The following is a 25,608-nucleotide window of genomic DNA, read 5'->3' on the forward strand; positions in this document are numbered from 1 at the left end:
ATTCTGAGGAGATATGTCAGATTATGTTGCGCAGAATCACGCACCAGGTTTCACGTGCATTTGCCATAAATGTCAAGAAATCATTTTTTCAGAAAGGAAATATTCAGAGTTGCTGTATCAAAACAGATATGACAACTCTGAATTAACATACAATGATATGCATTTTATAGGAATTACAGGCGGTGTCGGCGCCGGAAAAACAGCAATTCTGAGCTACCTTGAAAGCAATTATCCATGCCGTGTCATGCTGGCAGATGAAATCGCCCATGATGTGATGGAGCCGGGCAGAGACTGTTATCGGAAGTTACAGGAATTGTTTGCAAAGGATCAGGTATTTGAAGCAGATGGACAGATTGACCGAAAAAGGATGGCACAGGTCTTGTTTTCCGATGAGGAGAAACGGCTTGCACTAAATAATATCGTACATCCGGCGGTAAAGCAGTATGTTATTGATGAAATGAACCGGGAGCGTGCGGAACAGAAGAATAAAGTGCTGATTTTGGAAGCTGCTCTTCTGATCGAAGAACATTATGATGAAATTTGTGACGAACTGTGGTATATTTATACTTCTGAGAAAAATCGGAGAGAACGATTGAAGTTAAATCGTGGGTATTCCGATGAAAAAATTGACAATATATTTGCCAGCCAGCTTTCAGAGAGTACTTATCGGGAAGTATGCAGAGAAGAAATCGATAACAATCATCTGCCGGAAGATGCATTCAGCCAGATTGATGCATTAATGAAAGCACGCCAGGTGGAAAAAGTACAGAAGCGTCAGACAACGGAGGAATAAATGGAATTATGTAGTATAGCAAGCGGCAGCAGCGGAAACTGTATTTATGCAGGTACGGATCACTGTCATGTCCTTGTGGATGCCGGAATCAGCGGCAAACGGATTGAAGCCGGACTCAATGAGATCGGACTGAAAACGGCAGAGATGGACGGGATTCTTGTAACACATGAGCATTCTGATCACATCAAAAGTCTTGGAGTCCTGGCAAGAAAATATGGACTTCCCATGTATGCCACACAGGGAACCATTGATGCCATAAAAGAAAAATCAGCCATTGGAAAAGTGGATGAATCCCTGTTTCGTGTGATTCATCCGGAGGAGGATTTTACCATCGGGGATATGAGGATTTCCCCGGTACCGACGTCTCATGATGCGGCAGAACCGGTGGCATATATGATGTATCAGGGTGATAAATCCATGGGAATTATCACAGATCTTGGAAAATATGATAATTATATTGTAGACAAATTGCAGGGATTGGATGTATTATTGTTAGAAGCCAATCATGATGTACATATGTTGCAGGCAGGAACGTATCCGTATCAGTTAAAACGGAGAATCCTTGGAGACCGGGGACATTTGTCCAATGACCTGTCCGGGCAGCTGCTTGGCAAAGTATTGCATGACGGGTTTAAAAAAGTGATTTTAGGTCATTTGAGCAAAGAGAATAATTATCCGCAGCTTGCATGGGAGACCGTCCGTATGGAAGTGACTATGGGAGAAAATCCCTACAAGGGAAGTGATTTCCCGATGGTAGTTGCCAAGCGGGATGAGGTTTCTGAATTAGTCAGGATATAATGAGCGCAAGAGAGTCAGAGGGAGCTTGCTCACTCTTGACGAACGGCGAAATTATTGAGTGATGAAATCACGAGATAATAATCTTTTTGTGACCGCAATTTTGAGAGAGGAGAGCGCATATGCGCGAGAACACAATGGAAAAGACAACAGACAAAACAATTATCACAGTAGTAGGAAAAGACACCGTAGGTATTATTGCAAAAGTATGCACCTACCTTGCAAGTAACAGTATCAACGTACTGGATATTTCCCAGACAATTGTACAGGATTTCTTTAATATGATGATGATCGTGGATATGAGCAGCTCAGCAAAACCATTTGCAGACTGCGTAAAAGAATTAGAGCAGCTTGGCGAAGAAATTGGCGTAAAGATCAGATGCCAGAGAGAAGAAATTTTTGATATGATGCACCGCATCTAAGAAAACACTGGAAAAGGAGATTACGACCAATGATAACCATTTGCAGACTGCGTAAAAGAATTAGAGCAGCTTGGCGAAGAAATTGGCGTAAAGATCAGATGCCAGAGAGAAGAAATTTTTGATATGATGCACCGCATCTAAGAAAACACTGGAAAAGGAGATTACGACCAATGATAAATATGTTTGAAGTAAATGAGACGAACAAGATGATCGAGCAGGAAAACCTGGATGTTCGTACCATTACACTGGGAATCAGTTTATTAGACTGTATTGATTCTGATCTGGATAAAGTAAATCAGAATATTTATAATAAAATCACTACGCTGGCGAAAGATCTTGTAAAAACAGGAAAAACAATCGAAAACCGTTACAGTATTCCGATTGTAAACAAGCGAATTTCTGTAACTCCGATCGCTATGATCGGTGCAGCTGCCTGCAAAAAGCCGGAAGATTATGTGACGATCGCACAGACCTTAGACCGTGTGGCAGCAGAAGTAGGTGTCAACTTCATTGGCGGATATTCCGCATTGGTAAGCAAAGGTATGACAACTGCGGATGAACTGCTGATCCGTTCCATTCCACAGGCACTTGCCTGCACGGAGCGCGTCTGCAGCTCTGTAAACCTTGGTTCTACCAAGACAGGTATCAATATGGATGCTGTACGTCTTATGGGTGAAATCGTCAAAGAGACAGCAGAATATACAAAAGATGCAGATTCTCTTGGCTGTGCAAAACTGGTAGTATTCTGTAATGCACCGGATGACAATCCATTTATGGCAGGTGCGTTCCACGGTGTGACAGAAGCAGATGCCATCATCAATGTGGGTGTCAGCGGACCTGGTGTTGTAAAGACTGCACTGGAAAAAGTAAGAGGCGAGAGCTTCGAGGTACTGTGTGAGACAATCAAAAAGACCGCATTCAAGATTACCCGTGTTGGTCAGCTGGTAGCAAAAGAAGCTTCCAAAATGCTTGGTATTCCGTTTGGAATCATTGATCTGTCTCTGGCTCCGACACCGGCAGTTGGTGACAGTGTAGCGGAAATCCTTGAGGAGATCGGTCTGGAGTACGCCGGAGCACCGGGTACAACGGCAGCATTAGCTATGCTGAACGATCAGGTGAAAAAAGGTGGTATCATGGCATCTTCCTATGTTGGTGGATTAAGTGGTGCTTTTATCCCGGTCAGTGAAGATCAGGGAATGATCGATGCCGTAAAAGCAAATGCACTGACTTTAGAAAAATTAGAGGCGATGACCTGTGTATGCTCCGTAGGTCTGGATATGATCGCTATTCCTGGAGATACACCGGCTACAACAATTTCCGGTATTATTGCCGATGAGATGGCAATCGGTATGGTAAATCAGAAAACCACAGCGGTTCGTCTGATTCCGGTTATCGGAAAAGGTGTTGGCGAGATGGTAGAGTTTGGTGGCCTGTTAGGCTATGCACCGATCATGCCGGTAAACCAGTATTCCTGCGCAAACTTTGTAAATCGTCAGGGACGTATTCCGGCTCCAATCCACAGCTTCAAAAATTAACTGTATCTATTATCCCCACAGTATAACCGGCTGTGGGGATTTTTAAAAAAAGATATATTAATAAATCTAATAAAAATAAGTAAATAAATTAATGGTATTAATAAGAATCGGTGGTTGTAAAAATATATTTGGCATGTTACACTTTGAATAGATGAGAAAAATTCACAGCAGGATTCATTTTTATCAAAAAAGAACGGTGAATGATTCTATAATAATTAACCATGACAAGGGGTACCACACGAAGGAGGACATGATATGGAAATGCGTTCTATTGCAAAGCAGTTACAGGAGAATTCTTACCCGGGAAGAGGCATTATCATCGGCAGAACATCCGATGGAAGTAAAGCCGTTACCGCGTACTTTATCATGGGAAGAAGTGAAAACAGCAGAAACCGTGTATTTGTAGAGGATGGTGAAGGCATCCGCACACAGGCATACGATCCGTCTAAATTGGAAGATCCGAGTCTTATTATCTACGCACCGGTTCGTGTATTGGGAAATAAAACAATTGTAACAAACGGAGATCAGACAGATACCATTTATGATCAGATGGATCGCCAGATGACATTTGAGCAGTCTTTACGTTGCCGTGAGTTTGAGCCGGACGGTCCGAACTACACACCGCGTATTTCCGGTATCATGCATGTGGAAAACGGAAAATTCAGTTATGCAATGTCTATTTTAAAGAGCAACAATGGCAATCCGGATGGATGTAACCGTTATACATTCGCTTATGAGACACCGGCTGCAGGTGAGGCACGTTTCATCCATACTTATATGAACGATGGCAATCCACTTCCAAGTTTTGAAGGAGAGCCGGAGCTGATAGATGTTGTGGATAATATTGATGAGTATACAAATCTTTTATGGGAGAGCTTAAACGCAGATAATAAAGTTTCCCTGTTTGTGCGTTATATCAACATTGCAGACGGTACTTATGAGACACGTATCGTAAACAAACATCAGGATTAATTTTTATCGACATTATTTTTTGTTGAAATAAAAACACGGCAAGTCATGCAGATATTTGATAAAAACGTTTGTGTGAACACATAGTTATCGGAGGAATCAGAATGAACGAATTAGAGTTAAAATATGGCTGTAACCCAAATCAGAAACCATCCCGTATTTATATGGAGAACGGTGCAGATCTGCCAATCAAAGTATTAAACGGAAAACCGGGATACATCAACTTCCTGGATGCTTTCAACGGCTGGCAGTTAGTACGTGAGCTGAAAGCAGCAACCGGACTTCCGGCAGCAACATCTTTCAAACACGTATCTCCGGCTGGCGCAGCAGTAGGACTTCCTTTGACAGAGACAGAGAGCAAAATCTACTGGGTAGATGATCTTGGTGAACTTTCTCCGCTGGCAAGTGCTTATGCAAGAGCCAGAGGTGCAGACCGTATGTCTTCTTTCGGTGATTTCATTTCTCTGTCTGATGTTTGCGATGCAAGTACAGCAAAAATCATCAAACGTGAAGTTTCCGATGGTGTGATCGCTCCGGGTTACGAGCCGGAAGCACTGGAAATCCTGAAAGCAAAAAAAGGTGGTAAATATAACGTCATCGAAATCGATCCAAACTACGTTCCGGACCCGATTGAGCACAAACAGGTATTTGGTGTGACTTTTGAGCAGGGAAGAAATGAGCTGAAAATCGACCGCGATTTCCTTGGAAATATTGTGACAGAGAATAAAGAAATTCCGGATTCTGCTAAAATCGACCTGATCATTTCGCTGATCACACTGAAATATACACAGTCCAACTCTGTATGTTATGCAAAAGGTGGTCAGGCTATCGGAATCGGTGCAGGACAGCAGTCCAGAATCCATTGTACACGTCTGGCAGGACAGAAAGCAGATAACTGGTTCCTTCGTCAGGCTCCACAGGTATTAAATCTTCAGTTTGTAGATGGTATCAAACGTGCAGATCGTGACAATGCTATTGATCTTTACATCGGAGATGAGTACATGGATGTGCTTGCAGATGGCGCATGGGAGAATATCTTTAAAGTAAAACCACCTGTATTTACAGCAGAAGAGAAACGTGCATGGCTGGATAAAAACACAGATGTTGCACTGGGATCTGACGCATTCTTCCCATTTGGCGACAATATTGAGCGTGCACACAAGAGCGGCGTAAAATATGTGGCTGAGCCGGGCGGATCCATTCGTGATGATCATGTCATTGATACCTGCAACAAATACAATATGGCAATGTGCTTTACAGGCATTCGTCTGTTCCATCACTAAATCGGTGAGGCAATTTTTTGACAGAGAAAAAATAGAATAAAAATGAAACATCCGGCAGAGGTCAGATGCATAAAAGGTGCATCTGGAAATCTGTCGGATGTTTTTATTAAAAGTACTTTCTTGCGTTATAAGTCATTCCTGTTCAATTGTAAAATGAATACGCAAGTGTTTCTGTCTGGTTTCATCAATGAGATTCTGATTTCGGTAGATACTCAGCAAAATACCAACAAATATATAGGAAATGATCGTAACGCTTCCACCATAGGAAAATAGTGGGAGAAATCCGTATGTCATTGGAATGAAACCAAGGTTCATAAGAAAATATTTGAAAACTTCTACGGTCAAAACCAGACTGCATCCAAGTCCAAGAATCATACCAAGTTGATTTTTCTGGTTTAAAGCCAGATAAAACAGACGAATACAGAATACAATAAATAAAACAGCAAGAATACAAGCTGGAATGATACCATATCGTGATGTTACATTTACGACCATGTAATCACTGATCAGGGAATTCAGATCCATGATTAAAGTCGTACTGTGCCCAAACAAAGTACTTCTTGTCATTGCTTCATGTACCATAGACTGATTTGCATTTTCAACGGAAAACGGATAGATCCAGTTGGAAATGCGGGCAGAAACATACGGTGGGAACAGATTTTGAAATTTGTACGGTACCAGTAAGGAAAGTGTCGGAATGCCAACTACGCAACTCCAGAGTATTGGTAAAACGATTCTTTTGTGAACCGGATACCAATTGTTACAAATTACCACAGTAACGAGTACGGCACTTATAAATACAAGAACCAGTTTATAAGATACAAAGAACCATTGGTAACGCATTAGCAGGATAGATGCAAGCATAAATCCAACAGGAATCAGCAGATGATACCAGCTTCGTTTTCGAAATTTGTACAGTAATCCGCAAAAAATGGGGATACTGAGCAGATAAGGAATTGTTACCGCATTGGAAAAGAGGCGTACAAATTGCATATCCTGCAAGATAAGAAATACAAGATAAAGGATGGCCAGTATACCAGAGTGTTGAAAAATCCGACTGTAATCTGTTTTACAGATAAAAAGCATGATTCCAAATCCGATCATCAGATAAATAATCTGTTTTCTTAACAGTGAAATAGTTGAAAAATCCGAAGTTCCCTTGCATATCATTCCAATCGTAAACACTCCAAGCAGGGAGATAATGGCTGTCAGAATGACCATACTCCAGGACATTTTCGGTTTGTGAACGGCGTCAAGTGACACTCCTGTTTCTACTGGATCACCCATATCCAGCACAGCTCTGCGTTCCGCATCATAAGCCGTCAGTCCCTGAGCGCGGTAGGCCTCTTCCTGATCTTCGATGTGAGAGGTGATTTCATGCGCTACCAGTTCTTTTGCACGTTTGTTTCGAATCTGCTCCAGCAGCAGTTCCATATATCGTTTTTTGCTCATACCTAGCCCTCCATCTGTGGTTTTAATACTGGAAAGATGGTATTTCGATCAGCTGTCAGGATATTAGCAACAGCTGAAGAATATTCTTTCCATTCTTCTTTTTTCTGAGAGAGAAAATTTTTTCCGTTTTTTGTCAGCGAATAATATTTTCGTGTTTTCTGGCCGATGGAATCTTCGTAAGAAGAAACATAGCCTTTTTCTTCCAGAGAGTGAAGCAGCGGGTAAAGAGTGCCTGCCTTCAATTGAAATACATTCTGGGATTTTTCCTGTAATGTTTCAATCATTTCGTAACCGTACATGTCTTTCCCTTCCAAAAGCCGTAAAATCAGCATTGTAGTGCTTCCGGAAATCAGACTTTTGTCTACTGCCATAAGTGAATCCTCCTTTGAAATAGATGGGTATCGGTATTTAGTTAAAAGTATCTCCATTTGTAATTGCTTATGGAACTTTATCTAAATGAACCAGAACTCATATTTTGCTATATAGATTATCTATATATAATATATATCGAACATCTATATATGTCAAGATAGGAATGGAATGAAAAAAGATAGTATGTTACAATAGGGAAAACACTAGTCTGAAAAAAAAGAGGGATAGTATGGGGAACGATATTTATGAAAGTGGCAAACTATGCAGATATGGCAAAATACCAGGACTGGAAAAAACAGTTTCACGCATGGTCTTTGGCACAGCCATCGGTCCGATGATAGAAGGAAAAAATGCAGATGAGCTATTAGATGCAGCGTTTGCAAAAGGAATCAATACATTTGATACAGCAAGAGGCTATGGACGGGCAGAAGAATCACTTGGCGGCTGGATGAAGCGACGCGACAATCGTGAACAGGTAGTGGTGATCAGTAAATGTGGGAATTGTGATTCAGACGGTTCGGTGTGCGTAAATCGAAAGGTGATCGAGACAGAACTGGCTGAGAGCTTACAGGCATTACAGACAGACTACATTGACATCTATCTCTTGCATCGCGATGATCCCAAAACACCAGTCAGTGAAATGATCGATGCTTTAAATGAATTGCAAAAAGAAGGAAAAATCAAAGTATTTGGCGTATCAAACTGGGCACATGAGAGAATCGAAGAAGCAAATCGTTATGCAAAAGAGCATCAGCTTCAGGGATTTTCTGTTTCCAGTCCTCATTTTGGACTGGCAGAGCAGATAGCTGATCCATGGGGCGGCAACTGTGTAACCATAACCGGAAAACAAAACAAAGCGGCCCGAAACTGGTATCAGGAGAATCAGATGCCAATCATCGCGTATTCCAGTCTGGCGCGTGGTTTAATGGCGGGCAGGATCAAAAGCAGTCAGGAAGTACAGGCGGCAGAAATATTAGATCCATTTTGCGTGAAAGGCTATGTGTGCCATGATAATTTTGAACGTCTGGCACGCTGTGAAGAGCTGGCAGAGAAAAAAGGCTGCACCGTGTCACAGATTGCACTTGCCTGGATGTTCCGACAGGATTTGAATATATATGTGCTTGTGAGTACAACAAAGGCATTCAGATTGGAAGAAAATCTGCGTGCATTTACAGTGGAATTATCTGAGGAAGAGAGTCGTTATCTGAACGCAGGTTGCAAAGCAACTGCGTTCATGAGCAAGTAGTGAAAGCGGATTGCGAATGTCCGCCTTAGGATATAGGAGAGAGAAACTATGACACAGTGCAAGGAGATAGCAAAACAGTTAAAGAAAATGTTGTCTATATATTCAATAAAGGAAAAAGAATCTGAATTGCTTCCAGAATTTACAGAGCCGTTTCGATTTCAGGAAACATTGTTTCAACAATGTCGGAATGCTGCGGATGAATTGAGTTATCTTGGAAGTTGTTTGTCCTGTGAAAGCGGAGATTTTCCCGATATGTTCTATGGAATTTATCAGGGAAACCGCCTGCATTTTTCATCGAGTGCAACTTTAGATGGAGGATGTAATCATGTGAGGTTCTTTGGCGTATCTGTAACTGCATTAGCCTGTAATGACAGAGAATTTGTGGAAAAAGCGATGCCACATAGTCTTGGCCTTTGTGGCACGGCAGTCCCATATGATACGATTCCGAATCTGTTTATGGGAATATTTTACAAAGATGAAACGATGATGAATGAAGCCCTTGTATTGGCAGAAAAGTTTCTGGCACGAAAACAGCGTAAGTATGATATTTTAATTGTTCAGTATCTTATGGATTTGTGGGAAAAACGTACAGAAAATCTGACGGAACTTATAGAACAAATTTGTATAGAAGAACAGCGTGTAACAGAAAATACTACATATATCGGCTATGGAAATGAAAAATATAATAAAGTGATTAATATTTTTGCACACGGTCTGTTCGCTTTGGCAGAGCATTATCTTGGAGCAGAATTGTTTGAAACAATAGCACTTCCAAATGTAAAATCATTCTGCAAAGAATATGAGTTATATCGTTGTGGACATAAACAGAATGGCGAACTACTGGTAAATTATCCTGAAAACTATGGGTATCTGAATCAGATTTCGGATTTAATTCCTCAGATTACATTAAAAGAAAACGGAAAGAAGAAAAGTATTGTTGATACAGAGTTATTTGCTGATAAGCTTTTTCAAAAGGTTTATTCCTCAGGCAAGTTACAACACATAGTAAAACGTGATATTGCGTGGATTGCAGCGTGGGGAACAACAGAAGAATTTTTACAGAAATTTCGAGAAGATGATGAAATGCAGTATTTTTATGACAGAGGCCTGATATACTATGCACTGTCTAATCCGGATATGGGAAGCTGCTATGAAATATCTTCGTTTTTATTGTCAAGATGTAATAAGGAAAAGAAAAATTGTATTTTAGAAAAGAAAACCAGAGATTTTGATGGGCCATATCATATGTTATTCCGAAGAAAAAATTACGATGTTTTGCAGACAGCAGAACTTTGTGAACAACTGTTTGAAGCAGGTGCGGATCCTAATCAGGCAGGGGAGAAAAATGTACTTCCGATTGAACTGATGATGGCGTTGCCGTTTACAGAAGAAGAATTGCATCCACTATATGATATTTGGATGAAGCTGCCGGCAGTAGATTTAAAATTACATACATTTGATGGGAAGCAGCCAATTGATTTTGCTAAAAAATATAAGCGAAAAAAATTAGCGACATGGATAAAGGCACAGTTATAAAAAAGAAAATGTAGAGGGTGAGTATCTATATGAATATTAGAGATTTAATTGGAGAGGCAACAGAATATGATAAAAAGCTAGAACTTGATGTCACTCAAGATGTCACTCAAGATGTTAATTCAAATGATTTGGATACACAGATTATAAATTTAATAAAGATAGATGGTAAGGTAAGTACAGAACAAATGTCAAAAATATTAGAGGTAAGTACAAGGACGATAAAGCGACATATAAAGGAGATGAATAATATTAAGTATATTGGCAGTGGATATAGTGGACATTGGGAGATATTATGATATTAAACGATAATTCTATCATTTTTCACATTGATGTAAATTCCGCCTATTTAAGCTGGAGTGCATTGCGGGAATTACAAAATGGAAGCAAACTGGATCTGCGCACGATTCCATCCATTGTAGGCGGAGATCAGGAAACCCGCCATGGAATCGTCGTTGCGAAATCCATCCCGGCAAAAGCCTTTGGAATTCAGACGGCAGAAACCGTTGCCAGTGCATTTCAAAAGTGTCCGACGCTTGTGATGGTTCCACCGGATCACACCTATTATCGGGAAATGAGCCAGAAACTGATGCGTCACCTGCGCAGTATCTGTGACGAAATTGAGCAGGTCAGCATCGATGAGTGTTATATGTCTTTTGAACCAATTCGAAGTCAGTTTCCGACTCCGGAGGCAGCAGCAACTTACATCAAGGACAGTGTATATGATACCTTAGGATTTACAGTAAATGTAGGAGTTTCAGATCGAAAAGTATTGGCAAAAATGGCATCGGATTTCAAAAAACCGAATTTAGTTCATACCTTATATGTAAGTGAAATCCAGCAAAAACTCTGGCCATTGCCAATCAGTTCTCTACATATGTGTGGAAAAAGCAGTGCAAAACTACTACAGAAAATGGGAATCCGTACCATTGGAGATTTGGCGCATACGGATAAGGCAGTAGTAGAAAGCTGGCTGAAAAGCCATGGTGGAATGCTCTGGAATTACGCAAACGGCATCGATGAAGGACAGGTTGTAAAAGAAAAACCGAAAGCAAAGGGTGTGGGAAATTCCACGACACTGGCAAACAATGCAGAGACAGAAGAAGAGGCATATGCTGTATTAAAAGAACTGGCGACCAGTGTCTCAGTGCGCCTGAAAAAACATCATTTTCTGGCAGCACAGATCAGCACGGAGATTAAATATGCATCTTTTCGTTCCGTATCACACCAGACAACGATACTGACACCGACAGCAGAGGAAGCGGAAATCTATCAGTGTGCCTGTCAGCTGTTTGATGAACTCTGGGATGGCGAACCAATCCGTCTGCTTGGAATCCGAACCACAAAATTGCAGGATGAAGAAGAACCGACACAGATCAGTCTGTTCGATCTGGCAAGGTATCAGAAGCAGGAAAAAAAGGAAGAACTGAGGCGTGAAAAAGAAGCACAGAAACAGAAAAAACTGGCAAGTTTAGACGATGCGATCGCAAAAATAAAAAAGCGTTATGGAGATGATGCCATTCATAAGGGCGTGTAAGCAGAATTTGTTGCACTGGCGGCTCCATAACGTAGAAAACGAAAAAATGTAAAAAAGAAAACAACATAGCAAGACGATAGAAAAGCGCCCGTGTCTGCTATGTTGTTTTCTTTATACTAATTTCGTTTTCGGAAGTATGTTTTTATTTCGCAATATGGAAGGATATCAACAGATCATCCTGTGATACGGTATCTCCCTGCTGAACATAAATCTTGTCGACGGTACCGGTAATCTTGGATACAACAGTTGTCTCCATTTTCATGGCCTCTACAGTGAGAAGTGGCATGTTTTCTGTTACGGCATCGCCTTCTTTTACAAGAACTTTTCCAACTGTACCTGGGATAGAAGAACCAAGATGCTGCGGGTTTGTCTTGTCAGCTTTCAGTTTGCGGTCAGCTTTGATCTCAAGATTCTTATCCTGGATCTTGACAGTACGAAGCATACCATTTACCTGGAACGTAAGAGTGCGAACACCATTTTCATCCGGTTCACCTTCCTCCAGATATTTGATCAGAAGCTGTTTTCCTTCACCGATATTCAGGTAAGTCTCTTCGCCTTTGCGTAATCCGTAGAAGTAAACATGACTTTCCAGACGGGTTACATCATTGTACATCTGGAAATGCTCGCAGTAATCTTCATAAACCTTCGGATACAGGGCATAGCTGATCGCTTTCTGGTTCATGACTTCTTCCGATTTATCACCATAATTATATTTCTCAACCAGATGCTTCTTGATGGATTCAAAATCAACCGGTGGGAGAGATTTACCCGGGCGGTCTGTCAGCGGTTCGATGTCTTTCAGAACGATTTTCTGAAGCTCCTTCGGGAATCCGCCGTAAGGCTGTCCCATCATACCCTGGAAGTAGGAGACGACAGAATCCGGATAAGAAAGTCCTGCACCTGCAGTCAGGATGTTTTCTTTTGTCAGGCCATTTTTAAACATAAAGATGGCCAGATCACCAACAGCTTTCGAAGTCGGAGTAACTTTTACGATATTTCCAAGCAGATCATTGGCATCTTTGTATAATGCTTTGATGGATTCAAATTCATCTGCAGAACCCATGCTTGTAACCTGAGCCAAGAGGTTGGAATACTGTCCACCAGGAATTTCATATTTGTAAATTTCGGCATTCGGAGCTTTCATATCACTTTCAAACTGCTCGTAAACTTTACGGATGCGGCCGTAGTAGCGGCTGAGTTCATCCAGTTCCTCAAAATCGAGACCCGTATCACGTTTGCTTCCCCGCAGAGCTTCTACAACCGCATTCATGGAAGGCTGACTTGTCATGGAAGACATGGATTCAATGGCCAGATCCACGATATCTACACCTGCCTCGGCGGCCATCAGAACAGTGCTGACACCATTTCCGGTAGAATCGTGTGTATGCAGATGGAGTGGCACATGAAGTTCTTTCTTCAGAGCAGTTACGAGCTCTTTTGCAGCACGCGGTTTTAACAGTGCTGCCATGTCTTTGATGGCAATGGAATGACATCCTAAGGATTCCAGTTCAAGGGCCATATTTACATAATAATCCAGCGTGTATTTTGTCTCTTTCGGGCTTGTGATATCGCCGGTATAACAAATGGTTCCTTCAACGATCTTACCTGTTTTTAATGCCTCATCAATCGGCATTTTCATATTTTCAACCCAGTTCAGACTATCAAAAATACGGAACACATCAATACCATGGGAAGCGGAGATTTTAATAAACTCCTGAACAACATTGTCCGGATAGTTGCTGTATCCAACGGCATTAGAAGCACGCAGCAGCATCTGGATCAGAGTGTTTGGCATACGGTTTCTGAGAAGTTCCAGACGTTTCCACGGAGATTCTTTTAAGAAACGGTATGCTGTATCATAAGTAGCACCACCCCATGCTTCGACAGAAAAAGCATTCTGCATGTATGCGTTTGTAGCATAGGCAGCACCGCACAGGTCTTTGCTTCTCATTCGTGTCGCCATCAGAGACTGCTGTGCATCACGCATAGTAGTATCTGTTACATATAATTTATCTTCTTTCAGAATTTTTTGCATAAAACCTTCTGCACCAAGCTTCAGGAATTCGTCACGGGCACCGTATACTGGTTTAGACTGATCCAACTTTGGAAGCACACGGTTTTCATAGTGCGGTTTCTGACCTTTCTGGGAGTTGACAATACGGTCACCGATGAATTCAATGATTTTGGTTGCGCGGTCCTGACTCTGTGTGAGCTGGAACAGCTCCGGTGTTTCCTCAATGAAAGTTGTATAACATTTTCCGGCAACAAAGGTCGGATGATGCAGTACATTGATCAGGAACGGAATATTTGTTTTTACGCCACGGATACGCATTTCCTGTAAGGTACGGATTGATTTGCGAACAGCACCGGCAAACGTGCGGTCGTGGGAGATTGCTTTTACCAGAAGGCTATCGTAGTAAGGTGAGATGACAGCTCCTGTGTAGGCATTACCACCATCAAGACGGATACCTTTTCCGGAACCGGAACGGTAAACAGTGATCTCACCGGTATCCGGCATAAAGTTATTTGCAGGATCCTCAGTGGTGACACGGGTCTGGATGGAGTAACCATCGCAGTGAACATCGTCCTGAGATTTGATATTGATCTCATCTGAATCAAGCGGATAACCTTCCGCCACCAGAATCTGAGACTGCACCAGATCAATATTTGTGATTTCCTCGCTGACAGTATGCTCCACCTGGATACGAGGATTCATTTCGATAAAGTATGGGTTGTTGTCTGCATCAACCAGGAACTCCAGAGTACCTGCATTGCGGTAGCCAACTGCTTTGGAAAGGCGGATTGCAGAGTCAAAAATAATCTGACGGGTCTCATCCGGGATAGAAAATGCAGGTGCATATTCTACCACTTTCTGATGCCGGCGTTGTACGGAACAGTCACGGTCATACAGATGAACGACATTTCCGTAATTATCACCTAAAATCTGTACTTCGATATGCTTTGGTGCACGCAGGTATTTCTCAATGAAAATCTTGTCGTCGCCGAATGCTTTCTTGGATTCATTTTTTGCTTCATTAAACTCTTTTTCCAGATCTTCCATCGTGTTTACGATACGCATACCGCGTCCGCCACCACCGTTGGAAGCTTTCAGCATAATCGGAAAACCGACTTCTGCTGCAATTTTTGTTGCTGTGTCAATATCTTTGATCGCGTAATCAACACCGGGAATAATCGGTACCTGCGCATCAATGGCCATTTTTTTGGAAGAAATCTTATCGCCCATTGCATTCATGATCTGGCTGGAAGGTCCGATAAATACAATGCCGTTTCGCTCACAGGCATCTACAAAATCCGGATTCTCTGATAAAAATCCATAGCCTGGATGGATAGCATCGACATTAGCTGCCAGCGCGATCTTGATGATCGTATCAATATCGAGATAGGCATCGATCGGACCTTTTTCCGGATTCAGCGGATAAGATTCATCTGCTTTGGAACGGAAGAGTGCATAACGGTCTTCCTTGGAATAAATGCTGACGGTTGTGATTCCCAGCTCATTTAAGGCTCGGAATACACGGATGGCGATCTCGCCACGATTTGCTACCAGAACTTTTTTAAATTTTCTGATCTGTACCTGATTGTTCATGTGTCATACTCCTTTGATTTAACTCTTTCTTAATTATTGAAAATTTTCCCCTCAGTGCCGAATGTTTGACACCATGTTTAAAAGTATATGGAAATTGAAAGAAAAATGCAAGAGAAAAAATAAAATAATTCAAAAAAATATAAAATAATGATAATGTTAAATAAATAACGAGTAAAAAATGAAGGAAATGATTCTGGATAATGCAAAAATGGAGGGGGAATTGTACATTGTGCAAGATTTGCTGCAAGATGGCAAACCAATGGCGTCGTGGAATATGCGCGGAACAGTGCTGAAAATGCAAAAGATATGTTGGATTGCAGTGATTCTGTGTATCTCTGCAATCCAACCGGCTTACGCTGACCGGAATCACGCACCAAGTCTCTCGTGCGTTCCGCTTGAAAAGTAGATTATAAGATGATCAGAGGCTGACGATATTCATTTTTTCGTTGGATACCGGTTTTTGAAAAAAGAATACGATTATACAGATCGGTGGCATAAACATCCAGATCCAGAAGGTTTTGTTGTTCCGGTGTCAGTGACTGACGTTCCTTTGCAATTTTGCGCAGCAACGGAATCTGACTGTGCTCCTGCAATTCCTTTAATAAAGGCGAAGCATCCTTTCGAAAACCTAGAATGCGGGCATATGGTGCATAATGACAGTTCTTTGCAGCAGCCAGGAGTTCTGCATCAATGCCGAGGAAGGCATGTAGCAGATGACGGCTGATGGCTGTATAGGTCTGGTTTTTCGTTTTTAAATCTGATACAAAATCAGACCAGCAGGTGAAAGTTTCTAAGTTATTTGCAATACGCTTTTCCAAATCGCTGCATTCGGTATCGGAATCAGAGAAAGCCGAATGCAGAAACTTGCGGCGAAGCTCATAATATAACAGGTCAGAAAAATCATCTTCCTGCAAAAAAGCATGGTTTTTATGTGCAGTCAGCAGCAGTTCACGAACGGAATCAGGAACCGTGCGCGTCAGCATTTGATTCAGCACTTTGGAATCAGCTTTCTGGCAGGAATTATCCTGAAAAATAAACTTACGCAGGGCAGAAGCACTGGCAAGTTCTGTATCAGTATCAGTATCATGATAACCTGCACCATTTCGTGTAACAACAGATGGTGTCAATTTAAGGTTCTGACGACGAATGGCTTTCATATATTCGATGGCAAGAATATTATTCGGAGAAGCAAGCAATTGTACAAGCTGAGCAACTGTGTCTGTATTCATCGAATCGAAAGCCATCTGCTGCAAACAAAGAACAGCTGCTTTTGCCCGGGCAGCTGGAAAACTGCATCCGGATTTTAATTCCAGATCCAGATATTTCTGAAATGCGGGTGGCTCAAATGCAAAAAAATCAGCCAGTTTGTCCAGCATATCGATATCTGAAGTTGTGTTTGCTTCGGCACCAAAACTGATATGAGATACTACGCCGAGGCTATCCAACAGGCAGACACCTCCCTGAGCAAACGTTTCCGCACTGGAAGTGGCAGCAATTACAGGCAGTTCAATGACAAGATCAATGCCATGTTCAAGTGCCATTTTTGTCCGGTCATATTTATTTACCAGAGCCGGGGCTCCACGTTGGACGAAGCTGCCGCTTATAACAGCAATACAGTAATCGGCGTCCGTATTTTTTCTTGTTTCTTCTATATGAAATGCATGTCCGTTGTGAAACGGATTATATTCTGCGATAATTCCTGTGACATTCATTGTATCTGATACTCCTGAATCTTTCTGATTGTTTGTCATGCGGATAAAGTGACCGTTGTAACAATGCAGACGTACAGCCTACATTTTATTATAACAAAAAGCATAGCATGAAATATGCAGAAAAACAAACATATTTGCGAGGGAACAGAGGAGAGTTGTCTTTTTGACTAAAAACCAGTGTACGAAAACAGATGCAAGAGGAAAAACATACAAAAAACCATTTGGTAACCTCTTGCGAAACAAAAAAATTGAGATATAATGGATAGGACAGGTATTTTTACGAAAAGTCAAAGGAAAAATGAAGGGAGAACATAAATAATGAACGTATTAGTAATCAACTGTGGTAGTTCATCACTGAAATATCAGCTGATCAACTCTGACACAGAGGCAGTACTTGCAAAAGGACTTTGCGAGAGAATCGGTATTGACGGAAGACTTACATATCAGAAAGCAGGTCTTGACAAAGAGATTACAGAGGCACCGATGCCTACACATAAAGAAGCTATCCAGCTTGTACTTGACGCTCTTGTAAATGAGAAAACAGGTGCAATCGCAAGCCTTGCAGAAGTAAATGCAGTTGGACACCGTATCGTACACGGTGGCGAGAAATTTGCTTCTTCTGCAGTGATCACACCGGAGATGCTTGCAGCAGTAGAAGAGTGTAATGACCTTGCACCACTTCACAATCCGGCAAACTTAATCGGTATCCATGCGTGCCAGGAACTGATGCCAGGTGTACCGATGGTTGGTGTATTTGATACCGCTTTCCATCAGACAATGCCGGAGAAAGCATACCTCTACGGACTTCCATATGAGTACTATGAGAAATATAAAGTAAGAAGATACGGTTTCCACGGAACAAGTCACAGCTTCGTATCCAAACATGTTGCTGAGTTCCTTGGCAAAGATCTTAACGATTCCAAGATCATCGTTGCTCACCTTGGAAACGGTGCTTCCATCAGTGCTGTATTAAACGGCAAATGTGTAGATACATCTATGGGTCTTACACCGTTGGAAGGTCTTGTAATGGGAACACGCTCCGGTGATATCGATCCGGCGATCATGGAGTTTATCGCTAAAAAAGAGAACCTTGATATCGCAGGCGTTATGAACGTATTAAACAAAAAATCAGGTGTACAGGGTATTTCCGGACTTTCCAGTGATTTCCGTGACCTTGAGGAAGGTATGGAAGCTGGAAACGAGCGCGCAACAGCAGCTATCGAAGTATTCAGCTACCGTGTAGCAAAATACATCGGTTCTTATGTAGCAGCAATGAATGGTGTAGATGTGATCGCATTTACAGCAGGAATCGGTGAGAATGCGCCAATCGTTCGTTCTAAAGTATTAGCATACCTTGGATACCTCGGAATTACAGTAGATGAGGAAGCAAACAGCAAGAGAGGCGATGATATCGTAATCTCTACTCCGGATTCCAAAGTTACAGTTTGCGTAATTCCGACAAACGAAGAACTTGCAATCGCAAGAGAGACAGTAGCATTAGTAAAATAATTGCTCCAGTTCACTCATCACATGAATTCTGGTAATGACCATGCTTGCATGAGGAATTACCTGAATACATAGTGATGAAGGGAGCGCCTTTTTATGAGCAAAAATAGGAGCGCAGCTACGGAGAAGCCCGAAGGGCGTTTTGCGAATGGCACGTGTGAACTGAAACTTTATTACACAAAATACAAAAAATCTGTTGACAGGAAGTGCTGTTCTGTGTATAATCTACTGAGTGTGATTCAGAACAATTCACTTAGATTCAGATAAATTGGAGGTGTAACGAAATGTCTATTTGTCCAAAAAATAAATCTTCCAAAGGTAGAAGAGATAGAAGAAGAGCAAACTGGAAAATGTCTGCTCCGACTTTAGTAAAATGCAGCAAATGTGGCGAACTCATGGTTCCGCACAGAGTATGCAAAGCTTGCGGTTCTTACAATAAAAAAGAGATCATCGCAGTTGACTAATTAGCAGAATATGTAATGAAATGAAGGAGTTGAGAGAAATCTCAGCTCCTTTTTTTGCCTTTTTGTAAAGTATAAAAATACAATTGTATATGCGGGAGGAATAGTGTAAAATCAAATTATATTATTCATTTAAAAGAACAGACAATATAAAACGATGATGGGGGAAATAAAAAAGACCTCGTATGACGAAGTCTTTTGGATGCCGCACAATGCGGGCAATCGATGTCGGAATAATTCCTTATTTGCACTCACCTTGTAAGTTTGTACGATTAGAATAGCACAGGAGGGATTGTCTGTCAAGAATGGCAGGAGGTAAAAATGGAAACAAAATTTACATACTATCTGGGATTGGATATGGGAACTGATTCTCTGGGTTGGGCAGTGACTGATTCTTCATATCATATATTAAGAGCAAAAGGAAAAGATTTGTGGGGAGTGCGCCTGTTCCCGGCAGCAGAGACTTCAGTGGACCGAAGAACATATCGGGTCAACAGACGTCGCAGACAGCGCGAAGTGGCAAGAATTGGCGCTTTAAAGGAATTGTTTGCGGATGAAATTGAAAAAGTGGATCCTGGTTTTTTTGTTCGATTAGATGAAAGTAAATTTCATATGGAAGATCGCAGTGAAAACAATAAGCAGAAGTACGGCTTATTTGCGGATAAACTGTTTTCTGATGCGGAATATTATAAAAAATATCCGACAATATTTCATTTGAGAAAAGAATTGCTGGAATCAGAAGAACCACATGATGTGCGTCTGGTATATCTGGCACTGTTAAATATGTTTAAACATAGAGGTCATTTTCTGAATAGCTCCCTTCAAATTGAAGGAGAGAACAGTAATATAGCCGAATCCTATCAGATGTTTGTGGATACCTTAAAAGATGAAGAACTTGATTTTCCGGAACAGGTGTCCGGGGAGCGATTGCAGGAAATCTTTAGAAGCAGCGATTCCAGAAAGAAAAAAGTGGAAAATTTGCTTGCGGAAATGAACCTCAGTAAAAAACAGAAAAGAGAAATCCAGTTTGTTAATCTGATCTGTGGTCTGAAAGGAAAATTGTCAGAGCTGTTCCCGGATAAGGAATATGATGAAGAACAGAAAAAAATAGCATTTTCTTTTCAGGATTCTGATTATGAGGATAAGGAAAATACGATTCAGGAGTTACTGGATGAATCTGAGATGAATATGATCTATGCTGTAAAAGCAGTGCATGATAGCGGTGTTTTGTCTGGAATTATGAATGGCGAACGATATCTGTCTGTTGCACGAGTGGCATCTTATGAAAAACATAAGAAAGATTTGCAAATTTTAAAAGACATATTGAAAAAATATGATACAAAAGAATATTTCGAAATGTTTCGAAATGAAAGTGAAAAGTCAGAAAATTACAGTGCATACGTTGGCAGTGTTAAATATCATGGAACATTTCGGCGTGGATTAAGTGGGGGAAAGCAGGAAGATCTGTATAAACATATTAAAAAAGTGTTGGGAAAATTTCCGCAGGATGATGAAGGTGTTACATATGTTTTGGAGGAAATAGAAACAGAGAGTTTTCTGCCGAAACAACTGACCGCTTCCAACGGTGTTATCCCAAATCAGGTACATGCCAGAGAAATGCTGGCAATTTTAAAGCATGCAGAGCTTTATTTGCCATTTTTGCAGGAAAAAGATGATACGGGGCTGAGTGTATCTGAAAAAATATTGAAATTATTCATGTTTCAAATTCCGTATTACGTGGGACCGTTGGGACAGGAGTATAAAGATAAAAAAGGATATAATGTCTGGGCAGAAAGAAAGGAACCTGGAAAAATTTATCCATGGAATTTTGAAGAAAAAATAGATGTGAAAAAGAGTGCAGAAAAATTTATTGGACGAATGGTCAGACGTTGCACATATTTGTCAGGGGAGCAGGCGTTGCCAAAGCAGTCGCTGTTATATGAAAAATTTCAGGTTTTAAATGAACTGAATAATCTTCGTATCAGGGGCGAAAAAATCCCGGTTTCTTTAAAACAGGAGATTTATCATGACCTGTTTGGAGATGGAAAGAAAGTGTCAATGACAAGATTGACCAATTATCTGCTTCAAAATGGTGTTATTTCCAGTGAGGAAAAAGATAGCTGTATTTCCGGTATCGATGGTGGTTTCCATAACTCATTATCTTCCGTCGGAAAATTTAAAGGAGTGTTTGGTGATACAGTACACACTGATGAGCATCGAAAAATGATAGAAGATATTATATTCTGGGGAACTGTATTTGGTGATGGTAAAAAACTTCTGAAAGAAAAAGTGGAAGAAGTATATGGAAATCAACTGACAGAAGCACAAAAGAAGAGAATTTTCGGATTCAAATTTTCCGGCTGGGGAAGATTATCAAAAGCGTTCCTGACTATGGAAGGTGCCTCAAAAGACAATGGAGAAATCAAAGGTCTTATTCAGGCAATGTGGGATACAAACTGCAATCTGATGGAACTTTTGAGTGAGCGATTTACATACAAAGACAAATTGAATGAGATGGTGACCACCGCAGAAAAGCCGTTGTGTGAGTGGAAAATCGAAGATTTGGATGAAATGTATCTGTCAGCACCGGTGAAACGCATGGTTTGGCAGACCATCCGGGTTGTGGATGAAGTTCAGCAGATCATGGGCTGCCCGCCGAAACGTATATTTGTAGAAATGACACGTTCCGATGGCGAGAAAGGAAAGCGTACCGTATCCAGACAGAAGAAACTTGTAGATTTGTATAAGGCACTGGGTAAAGAAGGAAAAATCTGGAGTGAAGAACTAAATAACACTCCCGAGGGCCAGTTCAGAATCAAAAAGTTATATCTGTATTATTTGCAGATGGGAAAATGTATGTATACGGGTGAATCGATCGAACTGGAACCGTTGATGAATGATAATCATCTGTATGATATTGATCATATTTACCCAAGGCATTTTATAAAAGATGATAATATCAGTAACAATCTGGTATTGGTGAAAAAAGAGAGGAATGCACATAAGAGTGACAGTTTCCCGATCGAACCGGAGATTCGCAACAAAATGATGCCATTCTGGAAGAGTCTGCGTAAAAAAGGATTCTTAACGGAGGAAAAATATAATCGCTTAACCAGAATGTCTGCGTTTACAGATGAGGAAAAAGCTGCTTTTATCAGTCGTCAGCTTGTAGAAACCAGCCAGGGTACAAAAGCAATTACACAGATTTTTAAACAGGCGTTTGCAGATTCAGAGATTGTATTTTCAAAGGCAAGTGTAGTATCTGCGTTCCGGCAGAAATTTGATTGTTATAAAGTGCGTTGCGTAAATGATTATCATCATGCGCATGATGCTTATCTGAATATCGTAGCTGGAAATACGTACCGTGTAAAATTTACAAGCAATCCGTTAAATTTTATTAAAGAAGCAAAGAAAAATCCGAACAGCAGAGAAAATCGCTATAATATGGATAAAACTTTCGAGTGGGATGTGACGCGAAATGGTGAAACAGCATGGGTTGCACAGTCAAATGAAAACCCAGGAACCATTCAACTTGTAAAAAAATATTTAAATAAGAATTCGCCATTGATTACAAAAATGGTATACGAAAAACACGGTGGTATCACACAAAAGGCTACGATATGGAGTGCAAAAAAAGCAGAAAGTGGTAATACAGATGCGTATATTCCGGTTAAAATGAATGATCCAAGGCTGGCAGATGTAACGAAGTATGGTGGAGTAACCACAATTGCAGTTGCAGGATATACTTTACTAGAATATAAAGCTGGCGGGAAAACGGTTCGAAGTCTGGAAGCTTTGCCAATTTATCTGGGTGGATCAAAAAATCTGACGGAAGAGCAGATGGTGGAATATTTTTCCAATATATTGCAGCAGGAAAATAAGGAAAAAGTAGTATCAGATGTGATAATAAGGAAAAAAATGATTCCTAGTGGTTCACTGATAAAATATAATGGATTCTATTATTATCTGGCTGGAAAAACCGGTAATCGGATAGTTTTAATAAGTGCCGTGCAATTATGCCTGCCGATGGATACAATGTTATATATTAAAAAAATAGAAAAGGCATGCTCTACTGGAAATTTCGAAGAAAAAGATAAGAATGGGAAACAGGTTCTTTCTAAACAGCAGAACGAATTTGTGTATGAACTTATTATAGAAAAATATCAGCAGTCTATTTTTAAGAAAAAAGTTGGTGCTATAGGCGATACAATTATAGAAAAAAGAGAAAAGTTTGCTGAAATATCATTGGAAGAACAATGCAAAGTATTGATGCAGATATTTTTGAATTTCCAAAGCGGTATAGGGGTAGATCTTACATCTGTTGATGGTAGCAACAAGTCAGGAGTAACATATCTAAACAAGAAAATAATGAATGCCCAGGAATTAAAATTAATAGACCAATCTGTTACAGGTGTATTCAGCAGAGAAATTGATCTGCTGACAATATAATATGAGCTGGAGAACGGTTGTGGTATCTTCAAGTGCAAAATTAGATTATCAAATGGGATATCTGGTGGTGCGAAAAGATACTACAACAAAAATCCATCTGGGCGAAATCCGCACGTTACTGATTGAATCAACAGCTGTATCATTGACGGCGGCGTTACTGTCGGAACTGGTGAAGAAAAAAGTGAAAGTGATATTTTGCGATGAAAAGAGAAATCCATCTGCCGAAATGATGCCCTATTATGGTTCACATGATTGTAGTTTGAAAATCAAGCGTCAGACTGCGTGGTCTGATGATATCAAAGGAGCAGTGTGGACAGAAATTGTCTTTGAAAAGATACGCCAACAAAAATGTCTGCTTCAGGAACTTGGAAAAAATGAGGCAATTCTGTTACAGGAATATTTGGGCGAAATTGAATATGGTGATGCAACAAACAGAGAGGGACATGCTGCAAAAGTATATTTTAATGCGCTGTTCGGAAAATCATTTACCAGAACGGATGATTTACTTATTAATGCAGCATTGAACTATGGGTATAGCATTTTACTTTCCGCTTTTAATCGTGAGATTGTTCTAAATGGATATCTGACACAGTTAGGTTTGTTTCATGATAATATGTTTAATCAGTTTAATCTTGCATCTGATTTGATGGAGCCGTTCCGACCACTTGTGGATCGCCTGGTAGCGCATATGACACTTGTGGAGTTTGAACACACGCAAAAAATGGAACTGGTCAATTTGATGAATCAGGAAGTGATGATCAATGAACGATGTGAATTTATCAGTAACGCGATAAAAATATATTGTAAAAGTGTATTTGATGCATTGGAAGATGCGGATGTGTCATTGATCAGGTTTTATAGAAAATGAGTTATCGATATATGAGAATACTTGTGATGTTTGATTTGCCTGTTGGCACGGAGTCAGAAAGAAAAAATTACCGCTTATTTCGGAAGCATTTGATAAAAAGCGGCTTCTTGATGTTGCAGGAATCTGTTTACTGTAAAATTGCACAGAATACAACAGTGGCAGATGCTATTATTGCGAATGTGCGAAAAAACAGGCCGGATGATGGTCTGGTACAGGTATTGAAAATTACAGAAAAGCAGTATTCCAGAATGGAATATATTGTGGGTGAATCAAAATCGGATGTGCTGGACAGTGATGAAAGGCTGGTAGTGTTATGAAATTTATCTATGGAGAACGGGAATTGACCCTGGAGTTTCGTGAAAATGAAGTTCAGGTGATAACAATAGAAAACAGAGAGTATTTTTCTGCTTTTTTGCAAAATTTGTATAATCAAAGTCAGGGATCAGAAGGAGATATTATCTTATCAGAAGGTGAAAAAATATTATCTCTGAATAAAGTAGCAGAAATTGTTTGGAATCCGTTCTCTGTAGATATTAACAATAAGAAAATACTGGGTAAGTTGTTTCAGAAATTGAAAACTGTTTCGATGGAAGAGCAGTATGCAGAAATATGTGAATTGAATGCTAAAGTTGTTCATTATTTGGATGATTTAAATTTAAAAATGCCATATCCGATTCAATTTCGACTGGAGTTAGATGTACTTGATCTTTATAAAATATATGGGGTTCAGTTGGATACAGAAGAAATTGATATGTTTGAACGGCTCTTGGAGTATGTCAAAGTACTGAAATCATTGTGTGGAGTTCGCTTGCTGGTATTTATAAATGTGAAAAATTATTTGTCAGAAATGCAGATAAAAGAATTGTACAAAGCAACATTTTATTATAAAATAAATTTATTATTAGTTGAGGCACATCAAGGGAAAAATTTAGAATGTGAAAAAAATCAATTAATAGATGAAGACATGTGTTTTATACATTACTAGGTGGCTTACGCATATTGACCGATATGTTCGGTTCGGTGATGATCTCATTTGAGGTTTGAGAACCTTGTAAGTTTGTAATGGTG

General features: G+C 40.4%; 21 protein-coding genes and 1 CRISPR repeat array (1 of these 22 only partly in view). Of the genes, 17 read left to right on the forward strand and 4 right to left on the reverse strand.

The window, feature by feature from the left end; translation table 11 throughout:
- Nucleotides 1–157: 157 nt before the first annotated feature.
- The 6 genes from coaE (at nucleotide 158) to ACIRUQ_RS04175 (ending at nucleotide 5,797) form a co-directional block, all read left to right on the forward strand.
- Nucleotides 158–793: a dephospho-CoA kinase gene (gene coaE / locus ACIRUQ_RS04150; RefSeq protein WP_044962533.1), complete on the forward strand. Its 636-nt coding sequence runs from the start codon at nucleotides 158–160 to the stop codon at nucleotides 791–793.
- Complete coding sequence (locus ACIRUQ_RS04155; protein ID WP_021737670.1) at nucleotides 794–1,591, forward strand: MBL fold metallo-hydrolase; 798 nt, start codon at nucleotides 794–796, stop codon at nucleotides 1,589–1,591.
- Nucleotides 1,592–1,725: 134 nt separating this feature from the next.
- Nucleotides 1,726–2,010 carry an ACT domain-containing protein gene (locus ACIRUQ_RS04160; protein WP_044962534.1) on the forward strand — a complete coding sequence of 95 codons (285 nt, stop codon included), beginning with the start codon at nucleotides 1,726–1,728 and terminating at the stop codon, nucleotides 2,008–2,010.
- A gap of 170 nt (nucleotides 2,011–2,180) precedes the next feature.
- Nucleotides 2,181–3,545, forward strand: coding sequence for a PFL family protein (locus tag ACIRUQ_RS04165; protein WP_021737672.1), 1,365 nt, complete (start codon nucleotides 2,181–2,183; stop codon nucleotides 3,543–3,545).
- Nucleotides 3,546–3,800: 255 nt separating this feature from the next.
- On the forward strand, nucleotides 3,801–4,517 hold the full coding sequence (locus ACIRUQ_RS04170; RefSeq protein ID WP_055288924.1) for an IMP cyclohydrolase: 717 nt from the start codon (nucleotides 3,801–3,803) through the stop codon (nucleotides 4,515–4,517).
- A 101-nt stretch (nucleotides 4,518–4,618) separates the two neighbouring features.
- Nucleotides 4,619–5,797, forward strand: a complete 1,179-nt coding sequence (locus ACIRUQ_RS04175) for a phosphoribosylaminoimidazolecarboxamide formyltransferase (protein WP_021737674.1) — start codon at nucleotides 4,619–4,621, stop codon at nucleotides 5,795–5,797.
- Between the two features lie 132 nt (nucleotides 5,798–5,929).
- On the opposite strand, the gene ACIRUQ_RS04180 is transcribed toward ACIRUQ_RS04175, so the two are convergent.
- Both ACIRUQ_RS04180 and ACIRUQ_RS04185 read right to left on the reverse strand, forming a co-directional pair.
- The gene (locus ACIRUQ_RS04180) at nucleotides 5,930–7,249 is read right to left on the reverse strand and encodes an FtsW/RodA/SpoVE family cell cycle protein (protein ID WP_055288922.1); all 1,320 of its coding nucleotides are present in this window, start codon (nucleotides 7,247–7,249) and stop codon (nucleotides 5,930–5,932) included.
- Between the two features lie 2 nt (nucleotides 7,250–7,251).
- On the reverse strand, nucleotides 7,252–7,620 hold the full coding sequence (locus ACIRUQ_RS04185) for a PadR family transcriptional regulator (RefSeq protein ID WP_055288920.1): 369 nt from the start codon (nucleotides 7,618–7,620) through the stop codon (nucleotides 7,252–7,254).
- A gap of 230 nt (nucleotides 7,621–7,850) precedes the next feature.
- Here ACIRUQ_RS04185 and ACIRUQ_RS04190 point away from each other — a divergent pair, with 230 nt between their 5' ends.
- The 4 genes from ACIRUQ_RS04190 to ACIRUQ_RS04205 are packed head-to-tail and all read left to right on the forward strand — an operon-like array spanning nucleotide 7,851 to nucleotide 11,937.
- On the forward strand, nucleotides 7,851–8,867 hold the full coding sequence (locus tag ACIRUQ_RS04190) for an aldo/keto reductase (protein ID WP_055288918.1): 1,017 nt from the start codon (nucleotides 7,851–7,853) through the stop codon (nucleotides 8,865–8,867).
- Between the two features lie 48 nt (nucleotides 8,868–8,915).
- Complete coding sequence (locus tag ACIRUQ_RS04195; RefSeq protein WP_055288916.1) at nucleotides 8,916–10,403, forward strand: hypothetical protein; 1,488 nt, start codon at nucleotides 8,916–8,918, stop codon at nucleotides 10,401–10,403.
- Nucleotides 10,404–10,432: 29 nt separating this feature from the next.
- Nucleotides 10,433–10,699 carry an HTH domain-containing protein gene (locus ACIRUQ_RS04200; RefSeq protein WP_055288913.1) on the forward strand — a complete coding sequence of 89 codons (267 nt, stop codon included), beginning with the start codon at nucleotides 10,433–10,435 and terminating at the stop codon, nucleotides 10,697–10,699.
- A complete protein-coding gene (locus tag ACIRUQ_RS04205; RefSeq protein ID WP_055288911.1) occupies nucleotides 10,696–11,937 on the forward strand; it encodes a DNA polymerase IV in 1,242 nt (413 codons plus the stop codon). The genes ACIRUQ_RS04200 and ACIRUQ_RS04205 overlap by 4 nt, the downstream gene beginning before the upstream one ends.
- Nucleotides 11,938–12,079: 142 nt before the next feature.
- On the opposite strand, the gene ACIRUQ_RS04210 is transcribed toward ACIRUQ_RS04205, so the two are convergent.
- Nucleotides 12,080–15,544 carry a pyruvate carboxylase gene (locus ACIRUQ_RS04210; protein ID WP_055288909.1) on the reverse strand — a complete coding sequence of 1,155 codons (3,465 nt, stop codon included), beginning with the start codon at nucleotides 15,542–15,544 and terminating at the stop codon, nucleotides 12,080–12,082.
- 178 nt (nucleotides 15,545–15,722) lie between these two features.
- Between ACIRUQ_RS04210 and ACIRUQ_RS04215 the strand changes: the two genes are divergently transcribed.
- Nucleotides 15,723–15,950, forward strand: a complete 228-nt coding sequence (locus tag ACIRUQ_RS04215) for a hypothetical protein (protein ID WP_021737682.1) — start codon at nucleotides 15,723–15,725, stop codon at nucleotides 15,948–15,950.
- Nucleotide 15,951: 1 nt separating this feature from the next.
- Here the strand turns inward: ACIRUQ_RS04215 and ACIRUQ_RS04220 are convergent, their stop codons facing one another.
- Nucleotides 15,952–17,256: a nucleotidyltransferase family protein gene (locus ACIRUQ_RS04220; RefSeq protein ID WP_055288907.1), complete on the reverse strand. Its 1,305-nt coding sequence runs from the start codon at nucleotides 17,254–17,256 to the stop codon at nucleotides 15,952–15,954.
- 318 nt (nucleotides 17,257–17,574) lie between these two features.
- On the opposite strand from ACIRUQ_RS04220, the gene ACIRUQ_RS04225 reads away from it, so the two are divergent.
- The 6 genes from ACIRUQ_RS04225 (at nucleotide 17,575) to csn2 (ending at nucleotide 25,525) form a co-directional block, all read left to right on the forward strand.
- Complete coding sequence (locus tag ACIRUQ_RS04225) at nucleotides 17,575–18,765, forward strand: acetate/propionate family kinase (protein ID WP_021737684.1); 1,191 nt, start codon at nucleotides 17,575–17,577, stop codon at nucleotides 18,763–18,765.
- A gap of 281 nt (nucleotides 18,766–19,046) precedes the next feature.
- The gene (gene rpmF / locus ACIRUQ_RS04230; RefSeq protein ID WP_021737685.1) at nucleotides 19,047–19,226 is read left to right on the forward strand and encodes a 50S ribosomal protein L32; all 180 of its coding nucleotides are present in this window, start codon (nucleotides 19,047–19,049) and stop codon (nucleotides 19,224–19,226) included.
- Nucleotides 19,227–19,544: 318 nt separating this feature from the next.
- Nucleotides 19,545–23,672, forward strand: coding sequence for a type II CRISPR RNA-guided endonuclease Cas9 (cas9, locus tag ACIRUQ_RS04235; protein WP_055288905.1), 4,128 nt, complete (start codon nucleotides 19,545–19,547; stop codon nucleotides 23,670–23,672).
- A gap of 1 nt (nucleotide 23,673) precedes the next feature.
- Entirely contained in the window at nucleotides 23,674–24,540 is an 867-nt protein-coding gene (gene cas1 / locus ACIRUQ_RS04240; protein ID WP_055288903.1) for a type II CRISPR-associated endonuclease Cas1, read from the forward strand.
- A 26-nt stretch (nucleotides 24,541–24,566) separates the two neighbouring features.
- Nucleotides 24,567–24,857 carry a CRISPR-associated endonuclease Cas2 gene (gene cas2, locus ACIRUQ_RS04245; protein WP_404856548.1) on the forward strand — a complete coding sequence of 97 codons (291 nt, stop codon included), beginning with the start codon at nucleotides 24,567–24,569 and terminating at the stop codon, nucleotides 24,855–24,857.
- Nucleotides 24,854–25,525: a type II-A CRISPR-associated protein Csn2 gene (csn2, locus tag ACIRUQ_RS04250; protein ID WP_021737689.1), complete on the forward strand. Its 672-nt coding sequence runs from the start codon at nucleotides 24,854–24,856 to the stop codon at nucleotides 25,523–25,525. Before cas2 ends, csn2 begins: the two co-directional genes overlap by 4 nt.
- Before the next feature lie 53 nt (nucleotides 25,526–25,578).
- Nucleotides 25,579–25,608: direct repeats of the CRISPR family, unit length 36 nt; it runs 991 nt beyond the window's last position.

It is taken from the genome of Eubacterium ramulus (assembly GCF_045002895.1).
In the GTDB taxonomy this organism is placed as follows: domain Bacteria; phylum Bacillota; class Clostridia; order Lachnospirales; family Lachnospiraceae; genus Eubacterium_I; species Eubacterium_I ramulus.